The organism is uncultured Treponema sp., assembly GCF_945873775.1.
In the GTDB taxonomy this organism is placed as follows: domain Bacteria; phylum Spirochaetota; class Spirochaetia; order Treponematales; family Treponemataceae; genus Treponema_D.
The window spans coordinates 18227-37337 of record NZ_CAMCEC010000008.1 but is presented as its reverse complement, the minus strand read 5'-3'; the positions used below and the strand labels follow the sequence as shown (position 1 = coordinate 37337).

Genomic DNA, 19111 nt, shown 5'->3' with positions numbered 1-19111 from the left:
ACGTTAAAATAACGCTGTCTGAAAGTGCCTGCGGACAAGAAAAATCAAAATAACGTTTGAAGAAATTGCGTCAGGTCAAAGAACGTTACCGCAATGTTTGAAAAAATCATGTGCAGTCAGAAAACGTTACGGCAACGCATAGAAAAATCACTCTCGCCTCACAATTTTTCCACAGATATTTTTTCTTCCGCGTTCCGTTTTGCAAGATACATCACGACAATCACAGCAATGCCGACGGCAAACGCGACCAAATTAAACGTATCAAGCGAAAGCGGCGGCTGAGGCTCAGACAAAGTTGCAGGCCCTTTGTAAATCGCGTAAAGAGAGCCGGTCATAAGCCCAAGCACAAGATAGATAATCGGGGCGCGGTGTTTTTCAAGAAGATTTTTTAAAAGGCGAGCAGTTCCGGCAAGTCCGACAAGAACGCCAAGACCGAAAAACGCGACCGCAGGCAAGAACGCAAAATGCAGGTGAATCAGCTCCTTGACCGCGTTTATTACCGGCAGATAAAGCCCCATAATCAGAAGAAGCGTGGAGCCGGAAATGCCCGGAAGAATCATCGCGCTGATTGCGATAAATCCGGCGGCAAAAAGAATCAGCCAAGTCGCGATGCTAGGAACTGCAAGGTCAAGCGACGAGAAAGCCGCAACCGAATTAAAGCGCGAGGCAAGCACAACGAGCAGAAGCCCCGGAACAAAAAACGGCACGGCACGGAAATTTTTCACGCAGGAAAGCTCTTCCGCCGCAACAACAGGAATCGCCGCAGCCGTAAATCCCAAAAACAGCGACGACATCACGTAAATATTTTCGCTGAACATTTTGGAAATCAAAACCGCGCAGACTCCGAATCCGAGCGCCCAGCCAGTGCCGAGCCGCAGAAGATACAAAAGCGCAGGCAGTTTTTCCTTTTTTCCGCAGAACACAAGGGAATCAATTGCGCCGACAAAACGCTCGTAAAATCCCATCAAAAAAGCAACCGTCCCTCCCGAAACTCCAGGCACACTGTCAGCGCACGCCATGCAAAGCCCGTGGAATCCGTCATTCAAAAAATTTGAACCCTTCATTTTGTCCTCCAAAATAATTTTTTATATTTACACTTAATACTGCCAACCGATTCCGATGAAAATCTCGTAGGAGGAAAGGCTGCTTCTCCAACTTGTGTCGTAAGAAGTTCCCGGGATTTTTGAAAAAATCAGGTTACCAAAATCCAAGCCTAGACTCGCGCGCACAACGATGCTTTTCCATTTTTCAGGATAAACCAGAACTTCAAAGCCGCCGGAATACCAGCCGTCTTTCGGGCTGAAAAAGTTTCCGGTCGTGCTGTTTTTTGTCAAGGCAAAATCCACAAACGGCGCGAGCTGCACTTCAAATCCAAAATCCTTTATGCGGGAAGTTTCTTTTGGATGAATTGAAAAAAGATGAAACGGAAAATCCAAGCTCAAGCAAAGAGCGGTCGGAACGTAAAGAAATCTGTCCGCAAGGTTTTTTGACGAAAGCTCCGGCGTGTCCCTGATTCCGCGCAAAAAAGTTCCAATCGGACGTTCGTTTTTGTCCTGAAAAAAGTTCAGCTGCGAGGCGATTCCGAATTTTTCCCAAGCCCTGAACGCGTTCACCTGCGCCGAAAAATACGGAACAAATTCATTTCGCCTAAAGTCAAATCCGCTTCCGCCGTCAAAAATCGCGCTGATTCCCTGCCGGAAATTTCCGAGCCAGTCAACGCGGCCGAATTCAAAAGAAAGCCCGGTTTTTGCAAGCGGAGAAGAAAGTTCCGTGTCGTCAAAATTAAGTTCGCAGTCGCTCCAGCAGTAAAAAAAATCTGTGTATGGTGTGAGCGTCGAATCCGCAAAATTCAATTTTATCGGCAGCGAGATTTTCGCATATTCTGAATAAAAAATATCGTTTCCAAAAAGCGCGTGCTCCTCGTCGCCCCGCACCAATCCTTGAGAAAAATCTAGAACAAGCTGGCGCATTTTATTTTTTTCAAGCGGAAAAACAAACGAAAGCCCGGCGTTTATGTCATAAGAAGGAATTGGAGAGTCAAAAGTGAACTTTACAGAACTATCTGTAGTCGCAAAAATCCCAAATGACTTGTAAAAAACAGGATAATTGAAATTCAACGCAAAACCAGCGTTGAAATTTTCAGACGCAAACGAAGAAAAATCAGAGATTCCGCCAAAAACTTCACCTTCAAGGCGCGTTATTGTGCCGCGGAAATTGTCGTCACGCATTTTAAGTTTCAGAACCGCACCGTCGTTCGAGCTATACTTTGGATAAGGCAAAAGCAGAAAATGCTTTGAATCTTCCGTGCGGATTTTAAGGTGAATCGGAATAATTTCTGCAGCAACTTTAGATTCCGCAGGCAACGGATTTTTTTCAATTTCAATGCTCACGTCAGAAAAAATCCGAAGATTCAAAAGCCGCGTTTTGCAGTCGGCGATATATGCATCAAGCTCCTCTTTTGAAGAAAAAGTTCTTTCCGTGTCAATCAAAACTTCGTCCCGCAAAAACTTTTCCTGCGTCTGCCCGGAAATTTCGCAGTCAACTTTTTCAATTTTAAAAGTTTGGGAAAACAAAAAGTCAAAATTAAGAGACAGCGTAAAAAGCAAAGCCAAAAGATATTTTCCGCAAATTTTAAAGGTGATATTCAATCCTCGCATACGAAAGAATATATGCGGAAAAATTAAAGCGGCGATAAACGAAAGTTAAACTTTTTATAAACGGGAAAATCTATATCCCGCGCCCCAGACGGTTTCGATTTTGTTTGTGGAGGCGGAAAGTTTTTCGCGCAGGCGGTTTATGTGCACAGCTACGGTCGCGATGTCGCCGCTGGATTCGTCGCTCCAGAGCCGCTCGTAAAGCTCTTCCTTGCTAAAAACGCGGTCGGGATTCTGCATGAAAAGCATGAGCATATCGAATTCTTTTTTTGCGAGAATGATTTCCTTTTCCGAGACAAAGACACGCCGGGATTTTTGAACGAGCCGCAAGTTTCCAAAAATGATTTCCGCAGATTCTGATTCGGCGGCTCGTGCATTTCCGCGCGAAGTTCCGTTTGCAATTCTTTCGTAGGCGGCGATGTGAGAGCGGACTCTTGCCACAAGCTCGCCCGGCGAAAACGGCTTTACAACGTAGTCGTCCGCGCCAAGCCCCAGCCCGCGGATTTTGTCGATGTCGTCCTTTCGGGCGGTAACCATGATGATTGGAATGTCGAGCTTTTCGCGGAGCGTGCGGCACAGCGAAAATCCGTCGATTTCGGGAAGCATCACGTCCAAAATTATCAGGCTGAAAGAGCCGTTCAGCGCAAGCTCAAGCCCGGCTTTTCCGTCAGAAGCTATTTCCACCGCAAAGCCCTGAATCAAAAGATAGTCGCGCTCAATTTCGGCAATCGCCTCGTCGTCTTCAACAATCAGGATTTTTTTCATATTCACCTCAAAAAGTTTTCGTTCTGCGCCATTGTGGTCATTTCGACAGGCTCAATGACCGCAAATCTTTTTCCATGTCCACATTTTTATGCCAGCGGCAGGCGAATTGTGATTTTCAGTCCGTGCAGCTCGTCTTTTTCCGTCGCGTTTTCTGCAAAAATTGTTCCGCCAAAATGCTGGCAGACTTTCGCGGTGATTGCAAGCCCCAAGCCGCTCCCCTTTTTTCGCGGACTTCTCGCGGAATCTGTCCGGTAGAAAACATCGAAAAGTTTTTCAAGCGCGCCGTCTGGAACTCCTGGACCGTTGTCCAAAACTGAAATTTCAGCAAATCCGCCGCGCCGACCGCAAGAAATCTTCACAACACATTTTTCCTTTCCGCAATATTTCAGGCTGTTTTCAACGATGTTCGCCAAAGCGTTTCTGAACTGAATCTTGTCAAAAACGATTTCCGCATTTTCGATTTTCGTTTCGCTTCCGTTCTCGCAATCATTCTCGCCATAAGAAAAATCTGTTTTAATGGAAAGTTTCTCGCCGTAATCGTCAGAAAACGACTGCACAATCTTCTTGATTTCCGCCGCCACATTCAGTTTTTCCGTGCTGAACGGATATTCGTCCAAGTCGAGCTTTGAGAACATAAAAAGCCGCTCGGTCATCGTGATAATCTCGTTTGTCTTTAAAAGAATCGTCGCCATGTATTTTTCGCGTTTTTCGTCCGTGTCCGCAACGCCGTCCCATAAGCCTTCAACATACGCCTTAATCGAAGTGAGCGGAGTGCGCAGATCGTGCGAGATTCCGGCAATCAGCTCGCGCCTGTTTTTCTCGTCCTTTTTCTGAGCCTCAGAAAGCTCAGCAAGCCGCACCGCCATCGAGTTGAACGCGCTGCAAATCGGAAGAAATTCGTCGTCGGCAGAATAATTTATTCTATATGAAAGATTTCCGTCACTGATATTTTTTACGCCGTCTTCAAGAATTTCCAAAGGCGACTGAACTTTTTTTACGATAAATCGCGTAAGAAAACTGTTCGTGGCAAAAACCGCCATAAAAACAAGAAGAACAACTCCAGCCAGAAGAGTTTTGAAAACCGCCTCGTTGCCCTTGTCCTCGTGCCAGTCAAAAGTTCCAAAAATAAAGAGAGAATAATTTTCGCCGTGAACTGAGAGTGGCTCTTTCACGAAAAACATTCCGTTTATATTCAGGGAAAAAGCTCCGTTTTCAGTATTTACAGTTGAATCAGGAATCCAGTCAGAAGCAATCGAAGATGAAGAATCGCTTGAATCTTCAAGAACAGAAGAAGTCTCAAAAAGCACCGAAAACTTATTTTCAATCCGGCGGAAATCATCAGTTTCATTTCCTGCTGAAAACAAAAGCTCGCCGTTTTCCTTATTCATCTTGATAAAAATTCCGTGGCTTTCCGCAAAATCCGAAAGAGAAACAGCTGCCCTGCCCTGCGCGTCTCCGCTTTCAAGATACGACTCAACCTGCTTTGAAATCATCTTGTAAACGAGCGGCAGCCGCCTGTCTTCAAGCGACTCGTCCATATACTGAACGTAAACCACGCGCCAGAACGCGAACGCAGCCCCGAACGCAATCAAAGCCGCAACCGCCGCTGGAACAAGAATCATCACGATATTCGAAATAAAAAGCCTGCGTTTTATGGTCATGCAAAAATTATATCAGAATTTCTGAAAAATGCGGAAAGATTTTTGATGAAATGATTTTGCTTGGTGAAAATGATTTGGGCAAAAATGAAAACTCACACCACCACCGAAAAACACACGCACGCTTCGCCTTTTTCATCTTTTTCATTTTGAACTTCGATTTTTCCGCCGTGGAGGTTTGCGATTGCCTGCGCGATTGAAAGTCCAAGTCCTGAGCCTGCCGTGCTTCTTGAGCGGTCGCCGCGGTAAAGGCGGTCGAAAACGTGGGGAATGTCGTCCTCTGAAATCGCGCCTGTGTTCATCACGGAGATTTTCACGCGGCTTTCAGGAGTTTCTTCCGTGCAGAGTGTAACTTCGCCGTCTTCCGCCGTGTACTGGAACGCGTTCTGCAGAAGATTCGAGACGCACCGCATAAGAAGAAGCGGGTCTGCCGTAAAATCAAAATCTTCCGCGCATTTCTTCTGCACACTGAATTTTATCTTCTTTTTTTCCGCAAGAAGCGAGAAGCGCAGTGCGACATCGTCCGTAAACTTGAACGCGTTCACTTTTACTGCGGAAATTTTCATCTCCGGGGACTCAAAGCGGCTCAAGTCCTGAAGATTCCACACAAGCTTTTCAATCAACGTAAGTTCGGAATAAAGAGCGGCGAAACGCTCGGCCGTCGCCTCAAGAACTCCGTCGTTCATTCCCTCAACCTGCATTTTCACCGCGGTTAATGGAGTGCGCAAGTCGTGCGAGATGTCCTGCATCCACTGCCTGCGCAAAGTCTCCTCGTGAAGAAGACGGTTTTTAAGCTTTTTAACCGAATCCAGAATCCTGTCGAACTCGTTCACGCCGAGCGCGCCAAGTTCTGTTTTCATCAGGTCGGGAGACGAGATGTAGTCTGCAAGAGTCCGCGCCTTTTTTGAGAGCATCGTCGAAATCAGCACGGAAAGCGCAATCGTGATTGAGACCGCAAGAACGATTCCGGCGAAAAGTCCTTTTTCCATTGTGGAGACAAAAATTCTGTTCGCCTTGTACGCCAGAAATCCCACGTTGTCCGCGCAAAGATAGCCGATTGTGTCGTCTCCGTCCTTTATCTGAACAGGGGAATTTAGCGACAAAAAAGTTGAAAGAGAGCCGACCGATTTTTCCACGTCGCCTTGCGTGCTGACTTTTCCTTTTTCAAGAAGAAGAACCGGCTTTTTGTTTCCGTCAAAAATGTAGATGTAAAGGGAATCCGTAGTGTAAGGCATTACGGCTTTTTCAAGCTCGGAGGCAGAAAGACTTCCCGTGAGCCTGTACGTTTTTGAGATTGCCGGAAGAATCAGAGCCACAAAGTCGTCTTTTTTGTCCGTGTTCCAGTCGTTTATCGAGCGGCTCACCGACACCGTGAAAATAACGGACATTGCGGCGATTACGGCAAAAGAGGCGGCGATAAATCCTGTAAGAATCCGGGCAAAGATTGACTTCATACTTTATTTTTTTACCTTTTGGAATCCGGCTTTATTCCGCTGAATCTGTAGCCGAAGCCTCTTACGGTTGAAATCCACTGCTGCCCGATTTTTGAGCGCAGGTTTGCCATGTGAGTGTCTATCGTGCGTTCAGAGCCTTCAAAAAAATAGTTCAGGCACTCGCCCAAAAGCTGCTCGCGCGAGACAACCTGTCCCGCGTTCGACGCAAGATACAAAAGGATTTTCCATTCTGTTGAAGTAAGCTCCGCGGCGTTTCCGTCAACGCTGATGCTGTGCTTCGCCTCGTCAATAAACACGGTCGAGTTTCCGCTCTGCCATTCGCCTGAGGCCGCGCTTTTTCCGCTTTCTGGCTTTCCGCTTCTGCGCAAAAGCGCGTGGACACGGAGAACAAGCTCCTTCGCCGAAAAAGGCTTGCAGATGTAGTCGTCCGCGCCAAGCTCGAATCCCAAAATTCTGTCAGACTCTGAATCCTTTGCGGTCAGAAAAATCAGCGGAATGTCGCTTGCTGCCCTGATTTCCTTTGCGAGCGCGAATCCGCTTCCGTCGGGAAGCATAACGTCAAGAATCGCAAGGTCAGCGGTCTCCCTTTTTACCGCGTCCAGAACGCCCGAAACTCCGCCGAATTCAAGCGTCTTGTAGCCGTCGAGCTTCAAGTAGCCAGAAACCGCGTCGCGAATCAGCGAGTTGTCCTCAACAATTATCACGCAAGCCATTTTTCAGTTTTCCTTTTTTTCAGATGAAGTCGAAGTATGACTTGAAACCGGCGAGTTGTACTGGAAAATCCGCAAAGTGATTCCAGAAGCATTTTTTTCCATAGCGACGTTTCCGTTCCAGTCGTAGAAGAATTCTTTTTCAGAGACGATTTTTCCCTCCGCGTTTTTAAGAACTGAATGAATCATATTTCCGGCAGAAAAAGTCCGTGTTTCCTCTGTCTTTAGGCTTCCGTCCGCGCCGAGCGTTCTTATTGAAGAAGCCTTTCCGTTTGAATACGAATAGTTCACGCTCTCGTAAAATCCGCCTGCGTCATAGTTTTTTTGCTGCGCCAAAGTGGAGTCCGCGTTGTAAAGATACTCGACGCGCTTGAAAAGTTTTCCGTCGGCATAAAACGAAGAATAATCCTTAATCCGTCCGTCCTCGGTGTAGATATATTTTTCCGTGAAATTCAACGCACCTGCCACCGAATAAGTCTTGCACTCCGAAACTTTCGACTTTGCGTTGTACGAATATTCAGCGCGCCACTCAACCTCGCCGTTCCCTGAATAGGAAGTCTCGCTTGCAAGAAGCCCTTTTTCATCGTAGCCGTATGAATATCGCCACTTCACATTTTTTGAGGAATCAAGCCCGGTGATTTCTGAAATTTTTCCGTCATCAAGAAATTTTCTTTCAACAAAAGTTTTTTCTGCGCCGTCCTCGCCAAACTGCCGCTCCCTAAAAATCCGTCCGTCCGCAAATTCAATAAGACTGTATTTTTTAAGACTGTCTGGAGAAGCTCCCCTATATTCTGTGACGGAAACAGGCGAACCTTTGAACTTGGGCGGTTCGGACAATGTGTTTTTTACTAGTGAAACCGAGTTCTGCGAAAAAACTTCCGTGCCACCCCAAAAAAGAACGGAAGCAAACGCCAAACAAAAAAGACGAGATGATTTCATTTTAATCCTCAAGTACGTGATTTTCTTCTATTATATACACACAGAAAAACGGTTTCAAGATACAGAAAGTTGTTGGAAAGATTGGGAAAAGATGAAAGAAAATGTGAGGAGGTATAGTGAGTACGAAATGAAATAACAACGAGGAAAAATCAAACTCACGCTGTCACTAGCACTTTTGGAGCTTTCTGTATAACAAGAATATTTTCACTATGCAAATTTTGCTCTTGCTTTTCTGAAATATTAACAAATTCAAAATCGTTCTTAAAAAGCGTAGCATTTTCTTCAGCCAGTTTTTTTCTTGCAACTTCTATCGCCTTTTCGGACTTGTCGATTCCAATCCAGCGTCTGCCAAGTTCTTGTGCGGCAACCAAAGTTGTTCCCGAACCGCAGAAAAAGTCCATAACTAAACTTTCGGGATTTGAGGAAGTTTGGACAATAAGTTTTAGCAAGTCAAGATTTTTTTCTGTTGGATAAACCGGATACTGGTAATCTTTAAAATCCCAAATGTCCTGAAGCTTTTTGCCCTTTTGTTCATCTGCAAAAATTTTCCTGCGGGGAACCCCATTTTTTGACCATTCGATTAAGCCTTGCTCGTCAAGTTTTTCAAGTTCCGCAGGGGAAGTACGCCAGTGTCTGCCTTTTGGCGGCAACATTCCTTTGAAAGTTCCGCCTGTAACTCCATCTTTTGTTTCGCCCGGAGCATGAAGCGGAACTGTTGTGTAAAATCTGCCTTGCTCATCAACCTTTTTGTAAAGACGGGCTTTATCTTCTTCTGAAAAAGGAACAAAAGGCTCATTCCAAATCGGATTATTAGTCTTTGAATAAAAAAGAATCAAGTCTTTTATGTTTCCGTAAGCTCTTCGTGAAAAATTTTTTGGATTGCACTTTATTCTTGTGATGTCGTTTCTGAAATTTTCAGCTCCAAAAATTTCATCCATTATGATTTTCACGTAATGTCCGATTTTGTAATCAATATGAAGATAAATAGAGCCGCGTTCGCTTAAAAGTTCTCTTGCTAAAATAAGGCGCTCCCGCAAAAATTCCAAAAAGTCCTCGCCAAGAAGATTGTCTGTATAAGCGATTTCATCCTTTTTGCTTGAGCTTATTGTGCTTGTGCGTTCTTCGCTGATTGTGAAAGTTCCGTTAGTCGCAAAAGGCGGGTCAATATAAATTAAGTCAACCTTGCCCTTTAGATTTGAATTGTGAACAAGAATCCTCAAAGCTTCCAAATTATCGCCGTTAATTAAAATGTTTTCTTTTTCTGAAACCGGCTTTGAAAAGTCTGACTGCGGAAGAGTTTCTAGAATTTCTTTTTTTGATTTTTTGCCGTTGTAAGTAAGTTCCATTTTTTCGCTCCTTACAGACTTTTTATAAAATCTTTCAAAAGCAATGCTGACATTATATTTTCTTCGCAGTGTTCTTCAGTTATCGCCTTATACATTTTGTTGTTAGTTTTTAACCAGCAAACACCATCAAGAATTGCTATTTTTGTAGCTTTTACATTTTGAGTTGTCAGAGTAAGAATTGCATCTTCTAGTTGAGCGTCTTGATGTCCTCCAAAATCAGACAAAAATTTTGCCTCTCCAATTAAATATTTGCCATTGAAACGACCTACAAAATCCAAGCCTTTGTTTCGCTTGTAATTTACTGTCCTAAAAGCCCAGTCCATCATTTCTTTGTCAGAAGCATCTAAAATTGCATCCTCTTTTGTTTTTTCAAAATCTGTTACTGAAAGAATTTTTGTTTCATTGAAACTATTTTTACACCATTTTTTGAAAAGCGGACCAATTTGCCTGTTCGTTTCTTTTGGCTCTGTGCATTTTTCACGGATTTTATCTAAGCCCATTTCATAAAGTCTATTGCAAAGTCGTTTTACAGTTTCTGGATTGTTTTTGAGTGCGTTTGCTGTATCTCGTCTTAGAAAAGGAATATAAGAATCCTTTATTGGAAACAAATCAAGATAAAGAAGATATTTTATTAAGCAGTTATCGTCTTTATTATTGAATGCCTGAACAATACTGTCCCAATATTCTTCATTTATTTTTCGTATTTTATTTGGAGTCATCGGATAAACATCAAAAAGTTTGTCGAGATAGTTTTTATTATTTGCAAGTTCGATACTGCGTTGCATCCAAACATTCATAATTTTATCCTCCAAAAATAATTAACGTTTACAAAATTACTATACACAATTTCTGCCAAAACTTCCATAGCTTTCCGCGTTAGGGATAGTAGGGGCACGCCGCAGGCGTGTTCCGAAGCGCAGCGAAGGAATGAAGCCGAAAGGCGTAACCCCCGGAAAGCCCGGCGGCGCGAGTTTGCGAAGTAAACTCGTGAAGCAAAACAAAGTTTTGCGGCGAACGCCCGAATAAAAAAATCAGCAGAGTCGGAACTGGAGACTGAGTTCTGCCCTGCTGAAAAAAGGATGGATTTTTGTTGTATTTAAAGATGATTTCTATTCCGCAGCCGGAGCAGAAACATCGTTGTTCTGTGGAACTTCTTCCTGAACGGCGGCTGGATTTTCTTCCTGCAAGGCGTCCTGTCTGGAAAGATTTTCTTCTGCCGGAGTTTCAGCCGGTACTTCTGTCTGAGCCGCGCTGTCCAATTCCTGCTGAACTTGAGATGTCTCATCCGAAGCTGGAGCGTTCTTTTTTGTTCCGGCGCAAGAGAACATCATTGCGGCGAAGGCAATCATTGATACGGCGATAAAAGCTTTCTTTGTTGTTTTCATAGTTTTCCTCTTATTTATATTTTCTTTTGTCATTGTCTGACATATTACTTTGTCATTGTCGGGCTTGAGCCGGCAATCATGTTTCCCGATATTTTTTTCTACTCTGCAAACGCTACAGAAGTTGCTTCACTGAAGTTGTTTGCAAGGCGGAGAACCGCAACTTTGTCATCCGCACTGTCAGCAAGTCCCGCAACCTCAACATTGTTTATAAGAATCGCAGAATCCTTTACTTCAACAGGAAGCGTTTTTCCAGAAAGTGTCTGAACGGAACTCTTTGCCTCAAGATTTTCCTTTGTGAGCTTTTCAGGAACGATGTAGTCGGAAATGTTCTGTGTGATTTTTCCAGTGTCGGCGATTGCGTCAATCGGAGCAAGAACTGTAACGCCTGTGTCAGAATCAACTTCCTGGATTTTGTCGGAAGAATTTTTGAGGATGTTCGCGAAGATTTTTATTCCGTCAACTTCCTCAATCGATTTTGAGATTTCCTGAGCCGAAAGAGTTTTGTCCTCCGCGTTTTCAGAAAGAGCTTCCTGATTTGCAGTTGCCTCAACGTTCGCATTTGTGTTAAGCTCGCCGAGCACCGATGAAGAAAGATTGAATTCCTGCGCAAAAACCGAAGCCGCAACCAAAGCCGATACACCCAAAGTAAAAATTGTCTTTTTCATATTATGTCCTTGCCCAAAAGCAGACGGATTTTCTGACGGACTTTGACGCACAGGCATCTATTCCGCTCCCCTCTCTGCTTTTGACATCGCCATAATAGAATTCGCGTTTCAAGATTTTCTTTCGGAAATGTCAAGATTGTGTGAAGATTTTGGAATAGTGGAAAAGAGGCTTTGAGATTTGCATAACTGACTGTATGCTACGAGTTTTTGCAACGCAAAAACTTGGTAGTGAGCAAAGTCTGTGTAGCAGACTTTGCGAACGTATAGCTTAGGGCATGAAAGTCCGAAGTTCTGGAGCGGAACGAAGTGCAGCGGAAGAATGAGCGTTAGCGAAGGCTGGAACGCCCGACGGCGGCGATCGGAATGTAACGAAGTGAAATGCAGTCCGCAGCCGGAAGCCCCGAAAAAATAGGAAAACGTTATGTTTACGCACGGTTCAGTTTAAATCAAACCCAGCATCTCTTACTTGACAACTTTCTGTAAAAGAAATACTAATAAAGGCACAAAATAACATAATGTTTTAGGAGTTTATTATGAAATCAAAGATCGTATTGATTTTGCTTATGGTTGCAGCTACTTCTTGTTTCGCACAAAAATAGAAAGGCCTTGTAAAAGGAATTGAAGGCAGAGTCGGCGGAAACAACAATTCGCAGACAACTGAACAAACTCAGGCAATCGAACAAACAGCGCAAAGAAAAATACTGCAAAACTTTCAAACAATCCTCAAGTTCAGAAAGTGGCGGCTTATCTTACAAAAGCTGAAATCGCGCTCAACTCAAAAGACTATAGAACTGCCACAGAAAACTACAATAACGCTGCAAAAGTGAAGCTGCCGAAAAATGTTGAGAAATCTGACGCAGACATACTTAACGCCTGGTCTGCAGAAATCTACTCAAGAATTCAGTATCACAATATCAAAAGTTTTACAAACAGATAAGTTTCAGCAAAAAATCCCGCAAGGCAAAACCGCGTGAAAATGCCAAACGGGATTTTATTTCTACTCGTGGATTTTCCAGCCGTTTATCATTTTTACAAACGCAGGATCGGAATGGTTCACGATTTCGCTGTGTCCGATATCGAGCGCGGCGATTTTTTATGATTGATGTAACGCGCAGTCATAAAACGCGAAATTGGAAGTTATAATCCACAAAGAATTTATCACACAGGAAGCAAACGGCTTTCATATTATGCAAAAGAGGAGCGTGAGGCTCCTCTTTTTTTATGCTACTCCGTGTCAGTAATGAGCTTCTTGTGGGTTCCGTCAAGATTCAGCTCGAACGGAAAATTCGCCGTCAGAACCTCGACCTTGCTGTGGACATGGGTGGCCCGGCTTGTCATCGGGCAGTGCATCCTGATTTCCGCGGTGTGCCAGCCGTGTGCGGCTATTCTCTCGTTCAGGCTTCTGTTGCGGTATGAGCTTAGAAGGAACTTGCCTTTTATCTCCTCCAGCAGGGAGAGCAGGCTGTCGAAGTCCTCCTGCGTGTAGCCGTCGTAATGCCCCTGGTCGGCTCCGACATACGGCGGGTCGATATAGAAGAATGTGTCCTCGGTGTCCCGGCTTCTTATGATGCGCAGCGCGTCGCAGTACTCAATCTGGACGCGGCTCAGCCTCTTTGCATACTCCTCCGTGAACGACCTGCGCTTGTTGTCCATCTTCTTGCTCATTCCGCCTGTCCTGTCGTAGCCGAAGCAGCCGTCGAGCTTGCAGCCGTATGAGCAGTTCGCTAGCATCCATACAGCCCATGCCCTTTTCATGCGGCCGAACATATCAGGATTGGTGTAGACAACCTCGGCCTGGCGGTGCATATCGTGGCTGTGAAGCGAGAGGCTGATTTCATGCTCCAGATCTGGAAAGCTGTCCCTCACGACCTCGTAGAAGTTTATAAGCTCCCTGTTTGTGTCGTTAATGACCTCAACCTCCGACGGATTCTTGGCGAAGAACACAGCCCCGCCGCCGAAGAAAGGCTCGCAGTAGATTCTGTGCCCAGAAATGAGACCGACAATAAGCGACGAGAGCGACTGCTTGCCGCCGTAGTAAGAAATAGGTGTTTTCATATTTATCCCCTCGAAAAATATTAGGGACTAAACCTTTAGACTGGAAAGACACGCGGTGGTTTCAGCACAACAAGGAGACAGAGCAGACGCCGCGAGAAGCGGCGGCAAAGTGTGGCTTTGCTGTCGTGTTTGAGCCGGGTGCGCACCCGACCCAATGTAATGCAAGCCGACTGTGGCGGTTCAAGTCCGTCCTGCCCCATAAATCCAGCCGCAAAAGCGGAAGGAGGTGAAACAATGAAGAAATGGACTAAATGCCTTTTAAGCTTCTGGCTTTGGATTGCCGTGGTTCTTTTGTCGTTCATGCTGGCTGTCGTATCAGCCGCAGCAAGCTCTGTCCCGCGGCTCGCGGTAGCGATTTTCGCTATTGTAATTTTCGGGCTTTCTGTCGCAGTCCCGGTTGTCAATCCCGGAATCTTCGCGAAGCTGAACACCGCAGCGACCGGCTCATAGAGCCTGTTTCTGGCGAGAAAAGAAAAAACGCCTGCCGCCTAAAAAAACGGCGGGCTAGTCAAGAGAGGTCAAAATTGAAAGTCTACATCGCGGGAAAAATAACAGGGCTTGATGAAGCCCTTGTATTCAAGAAGTTCAACGAGAGCAAACTCCAGCTCAGAAAGCAGGGCTGCGTCGTAATGTCTCCGGCTGTTCTTGCGTCGAACGAGGGCTTCGCGCATTCCAACTATATGCACATCTGCTTCGCGATGATTGACGTGTGCGACGCTGTCTATATGCAGAAGGACTGGCAGGACTCAAAAGGCGCGCGGACACGAAAGTCGAACATCAATGAAAGAAAGACGCTCGAGGCTCTGGACAGGAAGCCCTCAGAGGATGAGATTGCGCAGGCTTTCCTCACGCTCACATCAGGGGAGAGACGGAATCTCGCTCTCTTCGGCATGACGGCGATTCTTCAGGACACGCAGTCCCTCAAAGGATTCTATGAATTCCTCTCCGGCTGGAAAAAATGAGATATTCAGTTCTGGTCTGCTATAAGAAATATGGCTGCCCCTCCCGCAGGTGCAAGGCTGATGTCGAGGCTGTCAATGAGAGCGAAGCCACCGCGATGGCGGTCGGCTATGTCATGCTGAGCATCTCTGACTCCAGCCCCTATGTGAAGATTCTCTGCACAAAAATTCTGCCAGCTGTGAACTGAAATCCAGCCAGAAATGCCTCTGAAAAAATCACACACTATGAAAAGGCTTTGCACTATGTTCCCGATAAAAACCGCCTCTTCCCGGAAAATCCCGCATTATAACTTCCAAATCCCTAAAATATAACTGCTTTATTCATATAAACACATTAAATTTTTTAACAAAAAAGGAGATATTATGTTTTGTCAAAATTGCGGTAATGAAATCTCTGAAGAAACAAAGTTTTGTCCTTCTTGTGGACGGCAAACGTTATGGTAACGTTTTACAAAATCACGTGCGGACAAAGAACGTTAAAATAACGCTGCACGAAAGCGCTTGCGGTTAATGAAAATCAAAATAATGTTCCTAAAAATCATCTGCGGACGGCGAGCGTTAAAATAACGTTTGAAGAAAGCACGCCAGTTCAAGGAACGTTATGGTAACGCTTCAAGAATTTACGTAAAGTCGGCAAACGTTATGAAGATGCAAGGGAAACTGTCCGCTTATTTCCGAGCATTTCTCAACGCAAGTACGGCAAAAAGCGCGATTCCGCACAATGCGACAATCACGCCGAGAAGCGCGTCCTGTTTGCTAAGGTCAAAGAACGCCTCTCCGCCCGCAACATTCGCAATTCCGTCAACACTCCACATTATCGCCGCCGCCCAAAAAGCAAGCATCGTTGTAAAAACAGGCTGACTGAATTTTCTTAATCCAAAACCGTGTGATTTTTCCGCGCTGTCAGTTTTTTTTGAAACAATGAACAGCACGGAAAACACAGCCGCCATAAAAACTGTGATTATCAGACACATCAGACAGCAGCCCCCGGAAAGTCCAAGCACAGAAGATTTTTTCTTCAGATTTTTAGCCAATGCCGCAATTCCGATTCCAGCCGCCCAGACCGCAGTTGTAAGCAGAGCCATTCCAACTCCAACGGTCGCCATTTCGTGCAGCATCTCAGGAATTTCAGCAGGATTTTTCATCGCCGTAAGGAATGGCGGAACAAAACTGATTTCTCCGTGGTACAAATGCTCGACTGCAAGCAGGAAACTTCCGCCGTAAAGCATTTTTTCAAGGATTCCGAGCTTTTCTTTCAGCACTTCAATTTTGTGATTTTTCGCCTCTTCCGCACTTTTGATGACAGAATCCGCATTGTGCCTAAAAACAATTTTCTTTGCGACTGTAAGAACAACAGCCTCAGCCAATGGAACAGTAAAACACGCCATAATTTCCTCCAAAAAAACTCAATGAGAAAATTTCAATTTTCGATTTGAGTTTTTTAGTTGTTTCGCAATGAAATGAACTCGCAACGCAAGTTTCCAGCGGAAACAACAGTTAATATAGAAAGTTTGCAACGCAAACTTGTAAACAAAAACTTTGACGCTATCTTTGGCAAAGTTTTTGTTATTCCTCCAAAAAAATAATATTATTCAGTGCAAGCGCACTCGCTCACAATTTTATTGTAGACTTCGCCGAACGGCTTTTTTATCTTCCGCGCAATCCGCGAAACGCTTTCGTATTCCGGGTAAAAACGCTTTTCACCGTACACGTCCACAACTTTTACATCCGCGCTTTCTCCAAAAACTTCCACAGAAACCGCCGAACGTACAAGGCAGGTGCGTTCCATTTGCGCCTTTCTGATTCCGATTGTCGTTGTGTGCGTAAAAATGATTTTTTCCATTTTCGCCGCATCTTCAACTTTGCAAAGCACAACCAGAAGCCACGCCGGGCGGTTCTTTTTCATAAAGCACGGAAGATATTGAACATCGAGCGCGCCTGACTCAAAAAGCTCTTCCATCACAAAGCCCAAAGCCTCGCCGGTTGAATCGTCGATGTTCGTTTCAAGTTTTACAATCTTGTCGTGCAAAGCGGACGTAAGCTGATTTTCAGAATTGATTTTTTCAGCCGTTTCAATCAACATTGCACGCACAATGTTCGGAACGCCGTAATCCCTTTTTCCAGCACCCATTCCAATTTTTTTAAGCACAAAATCTTTCGGCAGACTGAAATCTGTTGCAACCGTGGCAACAAAAGCTGCACCGGTCGGAGTAACAAATTCGCCACACTCCCCGATTATTTTTAGCGGAATGGAAAAATCCTGAACGATATTCGCAACCGCCGGAACTGGAACAGGAAGAATTCCATGCTGACATCTCACCGTTCCACTTCCCTCGCACAAAAACGGAACAAAAACTTTTTCAACATAAAGACTGTCAAAGCAGACCGAAAGCGCAATTACGTCAACAATCGAATCAATCGCGCCGACTTCGTGAAAATGAACTTCCTCAACCGGCTTTGAATGAGCCTTGCTTTCCGCCTTTGCGATTATCTCAAAAATTTTATGCGCAAGATTCCGCGCATTTTCTGTCATTTCCGTTTTGTCGATTATTTCAAGAACGTCATGCAGATTTCGGTGCTCGTGGTGATGAACTTGTTCATAGTGAACTTGGCCACCGTGTTCTCCGTGATGATGTTCATGCGAATGTTCGCAATGCTCGTGGCAATGTCCGTGGTTCTCGCCGTTATGAAAACCATCGTGATTATGTTCCGCGTGCTCATGCCCAAAAAGATAATCCATGTCGTGGTCGTGGTTTTCGTGTTCTGAATCCAAAATCACATTGAAGTCAAGACAGGAAACGCCGTTTTTTTCCACGCGCTTTATTTCAGTTTTAAATCCTTTTGCCGGAATGCTCGCCAACGCTTTTTCAAGAGCCGCTCTGTCCGCGCCCGCATCAAGCAAAGCCGCAACCACCATATCGCCTGAAATTCCGTAGTTACATTCAAGATACAAATCGCTCATTTTTCACCTGCCTGATTTTTTACACTTCCGCAGACTGCAAAACGGTTTATCTGCGTTGCAATGTAGCCTGCGCCGTAGCCGTTGTCTATGTTCACAACGCTGATTCCGTTCGCGCAGGAATTTATCATCGCCAAAAGAGATGAAAGCCCGCCCAAGTTCGCACCGTAACCAACCGAAGTGGGAACCGCAATCACAGGAACGCTCACCAATCCGCCAACAACGCTTGCAAGCGCACCTTCCATTCCAGCGACCGCAACAACAACATTCGCCTTTTCAAGTTTTTCAGTCTGGGAAAGAAGCCTGTGGATTCCGGCAACGCCAACATCAAAAATGCGTTCCACCCGCGAGCCAAAAAATTCAGCAGTCTGGGCAGCCTCTTCCGCAACAGGAATATCCGCCGTGCCAGCCGTGCAGACTGCAATGTTTCCAATAAGATTTTTCTTTTCGCCCTGAACTTTTATGACTTTTGAAATGCTGTCGTAAGCCGCCTGCGGAAGAATTTCCTTTACAATCTCAAACTGCTCTTGTGTGGCACGAGTTCCAAGAACTTCGCCGTTCTCTTCAAAAAGTCTTGTAAAAATATCTTTTAAAAATTTGTCGTCCTTTCCATGACAAAAAACAACTTCGCTGAATCCAGTGCGTTCTTTGCGTCCCATGTCGAGTTTTGCAAATCCCAAGTCGCAAAAAGAATCTTTCATTTTAAAACCTCGTTCATCGAGCCGGTTCTGTAGCCCTGCAAGTCAAGCGAAACGTACAAAAATCCAAAGCTTTTAAATGCATTCACAATTTCTTCCCGGAGCAAAAATGCCTTTTCCATTTCCGCCGGGGAAACTTCGATTCTTGCAAGATTCTCGCCGTGGATTCTTACCCTAAGCTGACCAAACCCTTTATCGAGAAGAAACTGTTCCGCCTTGTCTACCATTGAAAGTTTTTTCTCGCTGATTTCTTCTCCATAAGGAAAGCGCGAAGAAAGGCACGCGAACGACTGTTTTTTCCAAGTCGGAAGATTCAGTTCTTTTGAGAACTCGCGGATTTCAGCCTTGTACAAATTGCAGTGGCGCAGCGGACTTTTTACACCGAGTTCCGCGACTGCCTGCAAGCCCGGACGGTAATCTCCGTTGTCGTCCATGTTGCTTCCCTCGCAAACAAAGGCGATTTTATTTTTTTGTGCAAGCGAAATAATTTTTGTAAAAAGCTCTTTTTTGCAGAGATAGCAACGGTTCTTTGGATTGTGGCGGAATTCAGGAATATCAAGCTCTTCTGAATCCACGGTAAAATGGCGGATTCCTTCTTTTTTGCAGAACAATTCCGCCTCGTCCGCCTCGCGCTTTGGAAAGCTGCATGATTTCGCCGTAACAGCAACCGCATTCTCGCCAAGGACATCGTGCGCAACTTTCAGCAAAAATGTCGAGTCAACTCCGCTAGAAAACGCAACCATCACGCTTCCAAGCGAACGAAGATAATTTTTTAGATTTTCAAATTTTTCGTGAATTTCTTCAGCCATATTGTTTTCCTTGTCCTTTATCGGCATTTATAAAATCAGATTCACAATAAATCCT

At 44.9% G+C, this 19111-nt stretch carries 20 protein-coding genes; 4 read left to right on the top strand and 16 right to left on the bottom strand.

The window, feature by feature from the left end; translation table 11 throughout:
• Positions 1 to 158: 158 nt before the first annotated feature.
• The 11 genes from Q0N70_RS05695 to Q0N70_RS05645 all read right to left on the bottom strand — a co-directional run bounded on the left by Q0N70_RS05695 (position 159) and on the right by Q0N70_RS05645 (position 11576).
• Positions 159 to 1064 carry a DUF368 domain-containing protein gene (locus tag Q0N70_RS05695; RefSeq protein WP_294014765.1) on the bottom strand — a complete coding sequence of 302 codons (906 nt, stop codon included), beginning with the start codon at positions 1062 to 1064 and terminating at the stop codon, positions 159 to 161.
• Between the two features lie 33 nt (positions 1065 to 1097).
• Positions 1098 to 2657: a hypothetical protein gene (locus Q0N70_RS05690; protein WP_294014762.1), complete on the bottom strand. Its 1560-nt coding sequence runs from the start codon at positions 2655 to 2657 to the stop codon at positions 1098 to 1100.
• A 54-nt stretch (positions 2658 to 2711) separates the two neighbouring features.
• Positions 2712 to 3419: a response regulator transcription factor gene (locus Q0N70_RS05685; protein WP_294014760.1), complete on the bottom strand. Its 708-nt coding sequence runs from the start codon at positions 3417 to 3419 to the stop codon at positions 2712 to 2714.
• Between the two features lie 86 nt (positions 3420 to 3505).
• Positions 3506 to 5080: a HAMP domain-containing sensor histidine kinase gene (locus Q0N70_RS05680; RefSeq protein WP_294014758.1), complete on the bottom strand. Its 1575-nt coding sequence runs from the start codon at positions 5078 to 5080 to the stop codon at positions 3506 to 3508.
• 92 nt (positions 5081 to 5172) lie between these two features.
• The gene (locus tag Q0N70_RS05675; protein ID WP_294014755.1) at positions 5173 to 6531 is read right to left on the bottom strand and encodes a cell wall metabolism sensor histidine kinase WalK; all 1359 of its coding nucleotides are present in this window, start codon (positions 6529 to 6531) and stop codon (positions 5173 to 5175) included.
• Between the two features lie 11 nt (positions 6532 to 6542).
• Positions 6543 to 7244, bottom strand: coding sequence for a response regulator transcription factor (locus Q0N70_RS05670; RefSeq protein WP_294014752.1), 702 nt, complete (start codon positions 7242 to 7244; stop codon positions 6543 to 6545).
• 3 nt (positions 7245 to 7247) lie between these two features.
• Positions 7248 to 8180, bottom strand: coding sequence for a hypothetical protein (locus Q0N70_RS05665; RefSeq protein WP_294014749.1), 933 nt, complete (start codon positions 8178 to 8180; stop codon positions 7248 to 7250).
• A 155-nt stretch (positions 8181 to 8335) separates the two neighbouring features.
• Positions 8336 to 9526: a DNA methyltransferase gene (locus Q0N70_RS05660; RefSeq protein ID WP_294014746.1), complete on the bottom strand. Its 1191-nt coding sequence runs from the start codon at positions 9524 to 9526 to the stop codon at positions 8336 to 8338.
• Between the two features lie 11 nt (positions 9527 to 9537).
• A complete protein-coding gene (locus Q0N70_RS05655; protein WP_294014743.1) occupies positions 9538 to 10323 on the bottom strand; it encodes a restriction endonuclease in 786 nt (261 codons plus the stop codon).
• 312 nt (positions 10324 to 10635) lie between these two features.
• Positions 10636 to 10911, bottom strand: coding sequence for a hypothetical protein (locus Q0N70_RS05650; protein WP_294014740.1), 276 nt, complete (start codon positions 10909 to 10911; stop codon positions 10636 to 10638).
• Positions 10912 to 11009: 98 nt separating this feature from the next.
• Positions 11010 to 11576 (bottom strand): fasciclin domain-containing protein, encoded by a 567-nt coding sequence (locus Q0N70_RS05645; RefSeq protein WP_294014737.1) that lies wholly within the window; start codon positions 11574 to 11576, stop codon positions 11010 to 11012.
• Positions 11577 to 12312: 736 nt separating this feature from the next.
• Here Q0N70_RS05645 and Q0N70_RS05640 point away from each other — a divergent pair.
• A complete protein-coding gene (locus tag Q0N70_RS05640; protein WP_294014734.1) occupies positions 12313 to 12513 on the top strand; it encodes a hypothetical protein in 201 nt (66 codons plus the stop codon).
• 287 nt (positions 12514 to 12800) lie between these two features.
• On the opposite strand, the gene Q0N70_RS05635 is transcribed toward Q0N70_RS05640, so the two are convergent.
• On the bottom strand, positions 12801 to 13631 hold the full coding sequence (locus Q0N70_RS05635) for a DNA adenine methylase (RefSeq protein ID WP_294014731.1): 831 nt from the start codon (positions 13629 to 13631) through the stop codon (positions 12801 to 12803).
• Positions 13632 to 13742: 111 nt separating this feature from the next.
• Between Q0N70_RS05635 and Q0N70_RS05630 the strand changes: the two genes are divergently transcribed.
• From Q0N70_RS05630 to Q0N70_RS12300, 3 genes are all read left to right on the top strand, one after another.
• A complete protein-coding gene (locus tag Q0N70_RS05630; protein ID WP_294014728.1) occupies positions 13743 to 14081 on the top strand; it encodes a hypothetical protein in 339 nt (112 codons plus the stop codon).
• A gap of 74 nt (positions 14082 to 14155) precedes the next feature.
• A complete protein-coding gene (locus tag Q0N70_RS05625; protein ID WP_294014725.1) occupies positions 14156 to 14593 on the top strand; it encodes a DUF4406 domain-containing protein in 438 nt (145 codons plus the stop codon).
• Between the two features lie 360 nt (positions 14594 to 14953).
• Positions 14954 to 15034, top strand: coding sequence for a zinc-ribbon domain-containing protein (locus Q0N70_RS12300; protein WP_366774722.1), 81 nt, complete (start codon positions 14954 to 14956; stop codon positions 15032 to 15034).
• Between the two features lie 224 nt (positions 15035 to 15258).
• Here Q0N70_RS12300 and Q0N70_RS05620 read toward each other — a convergent pair whose 3' ends face one another.
• The 4 genes from Q0N70_RS05620 to larE all read right to left on the bottom strand — a co-directional run bounded on the left by Q0N70_RS05620 (position 15259) and on the right by larE (position 19056).
• On the bottom strand, positions 15259 to 15978 hold the full coding sequence (locus Q0N70_RS05620; RefSeq protein WP_294014722.1) for a hypothetical protein: 720 nt from the start codon (positions 15976 to 15978) through the stop codon (positions 15259 to 15261).
• Between the two features lie 200 nt (positions 15979 to 16178).
• Positions 16179 to 17552 carry a nickel pincer cofactor biosynthesis protein LarC gene (larC, locus tag Q0N70_RS05615; RefSeq protein ID WP_294014718.1) on the bottom strand — a complete coding sequence of 458 codons (1374 nt, stop codon included), beginning with the start codon at positions 17550 to 17552 and terminating at the stop codon, positions 16179 to 16181.
• A complete protein-coding gene (gene larB / locus Q0N70_RS05610; protein ID WP_294014716.1) occupies positions 17549 to 18250 on the bottom strand; it encodes a nickel pincer cofactor biosynthesis protein LarB in 702 nt (233 codons plus the stop codon). The genes larC and larB overlap by 4 nt, the downstream gene beginning before the upstream one ends.
• Complete coding sequence (gene larE / locus Q0N70_RS05605) at positions 18247 to 19056, bottom strand: ATP-dependent sacrificial sulfur transferase LarE (protein ID WP_294014714.1); 810 nt, start codon at positions 19054 to 19056, stop codon at positions 18247 to 18249. Before larE ends, larB begins: the two co-directional genes overlap by 4 nt.
• Positions 19057 to 19111: the final 55 nt, after the last annotated feature.

Coding starts and splice junctions, on each gene's coding strand:
- Q0N70_RS05680 (WP_294014758.1), bottom strand. CDS start 5,080: ATGACCATAAAACGCAGGCTTTTTATTTCGAATATCGTGATGATTCTT.
- Q0N70_RS12300 (WP_366774722.1), top strand. CDS start 14,954: ATGTTTTGTCAAAATTGCGGTAATGAAATCTCTGAAGAAACAAAGTTT.
- Q0N70_RS05645 (WP_294014737.1), bottom strand. CDS start 11,576: ATGAAAAAGACAATTTTTACTTTGGGTGTATCGGCTTTGGTTGCGGCT.
- larB (WP_294014716.1), bottom strand. CDS start 18,250: ATGAAAGATTCTTTTTGCGACTTGGGATTTGCAAAACTCGACATGGGA.
- larE (WP_294014714.1), bottom strand. CDS start 19,056: ATGGCTGAAGAAATTCACGAAAAATTTGAAAATCTAAAAAATTATCTT.
- Q0N70_RS05690 (WP_294014762.1), bottom strand. CDS start 2,657: ATGCGAGGATTGAATATCACCTTTAAAATTTGCGGAAAATATCTTTTG.
- Q0N70_RS05620 (WP_294014722.1), bottom strand. CDS start 15,978: ATGGCGTGTTTTACTGTTCCATTGGCTGAGGCTGTTGTTCTTACAGTC.
- Q0N70_RS05665 (WP_294014749.1), bottom strand. CDS start 8,180: ATGAAATCATCTCGTCTTTTTTGTTTGGCGTTTGCTTCCGTTCTTTTT.
- Q0N70_RS05670 (WP_294014752.1), bottom strand. CDS start 7,244: ATGGCTTGCGTGATAATTGTTGAGGACAACTCGCTGATTCGCGACGCG.
- Q0N70_RS05685 (WP_294014760.1), bottom strand. CDS start 3,419: ATGAAAAAAATCCTGATTGTTGAAGACGACGAGGCGATTGCCGAAATT.
- larC (WP_294014718.1), bottom strand. CDS start 17,552: ATGAGCGATTTGTATCTTGAATGTAACTACGGAATTTCAGGCGATATG.
- Q0N70_RS05675 (WP_294014755.1), bottom strand. CDS start 6,531: ATGAAGTCAATCTTTGCCCGGATTCTTACAGGATTTATCGCCGCCTCT.
- Q0N70_RS05695 (WP_294014765.1), bottom strand. CDS start 1,064: ATGAAGGGTTCAAATTTTTTGAATGACGGATTCCACGGGCTTTGCATG.
- Q0N70_RS05660 (WP_294014746.1), bottom strand. CDS start 9,526: ATGGAACTTACTTACAACGGCAAAAAATCAAAAAAAGAAATTCTAGAA.
- Q0N70_RS05655 (WP_294014743.1), bottom strand. CDS start 10,323: ATGAATGTTTGGATGCAACGCAGTATCGAACTTGCAAATAATAAAAAC.
- Q0N70_RS05650 (WP_294014740.1), bottom strand. CDS start 10,911: ATGAAAACAACAAAGAAAGCTTTTATCGCCGTATCAATGATTGCCTTC.
- Q0N70_RS05635 (WP_294014731.1), bottom strand. CDS start 13,631: ATGAAAACACCTATTTCTTACTACGGCGGCAAGCAGTCGCTCTCGTCG.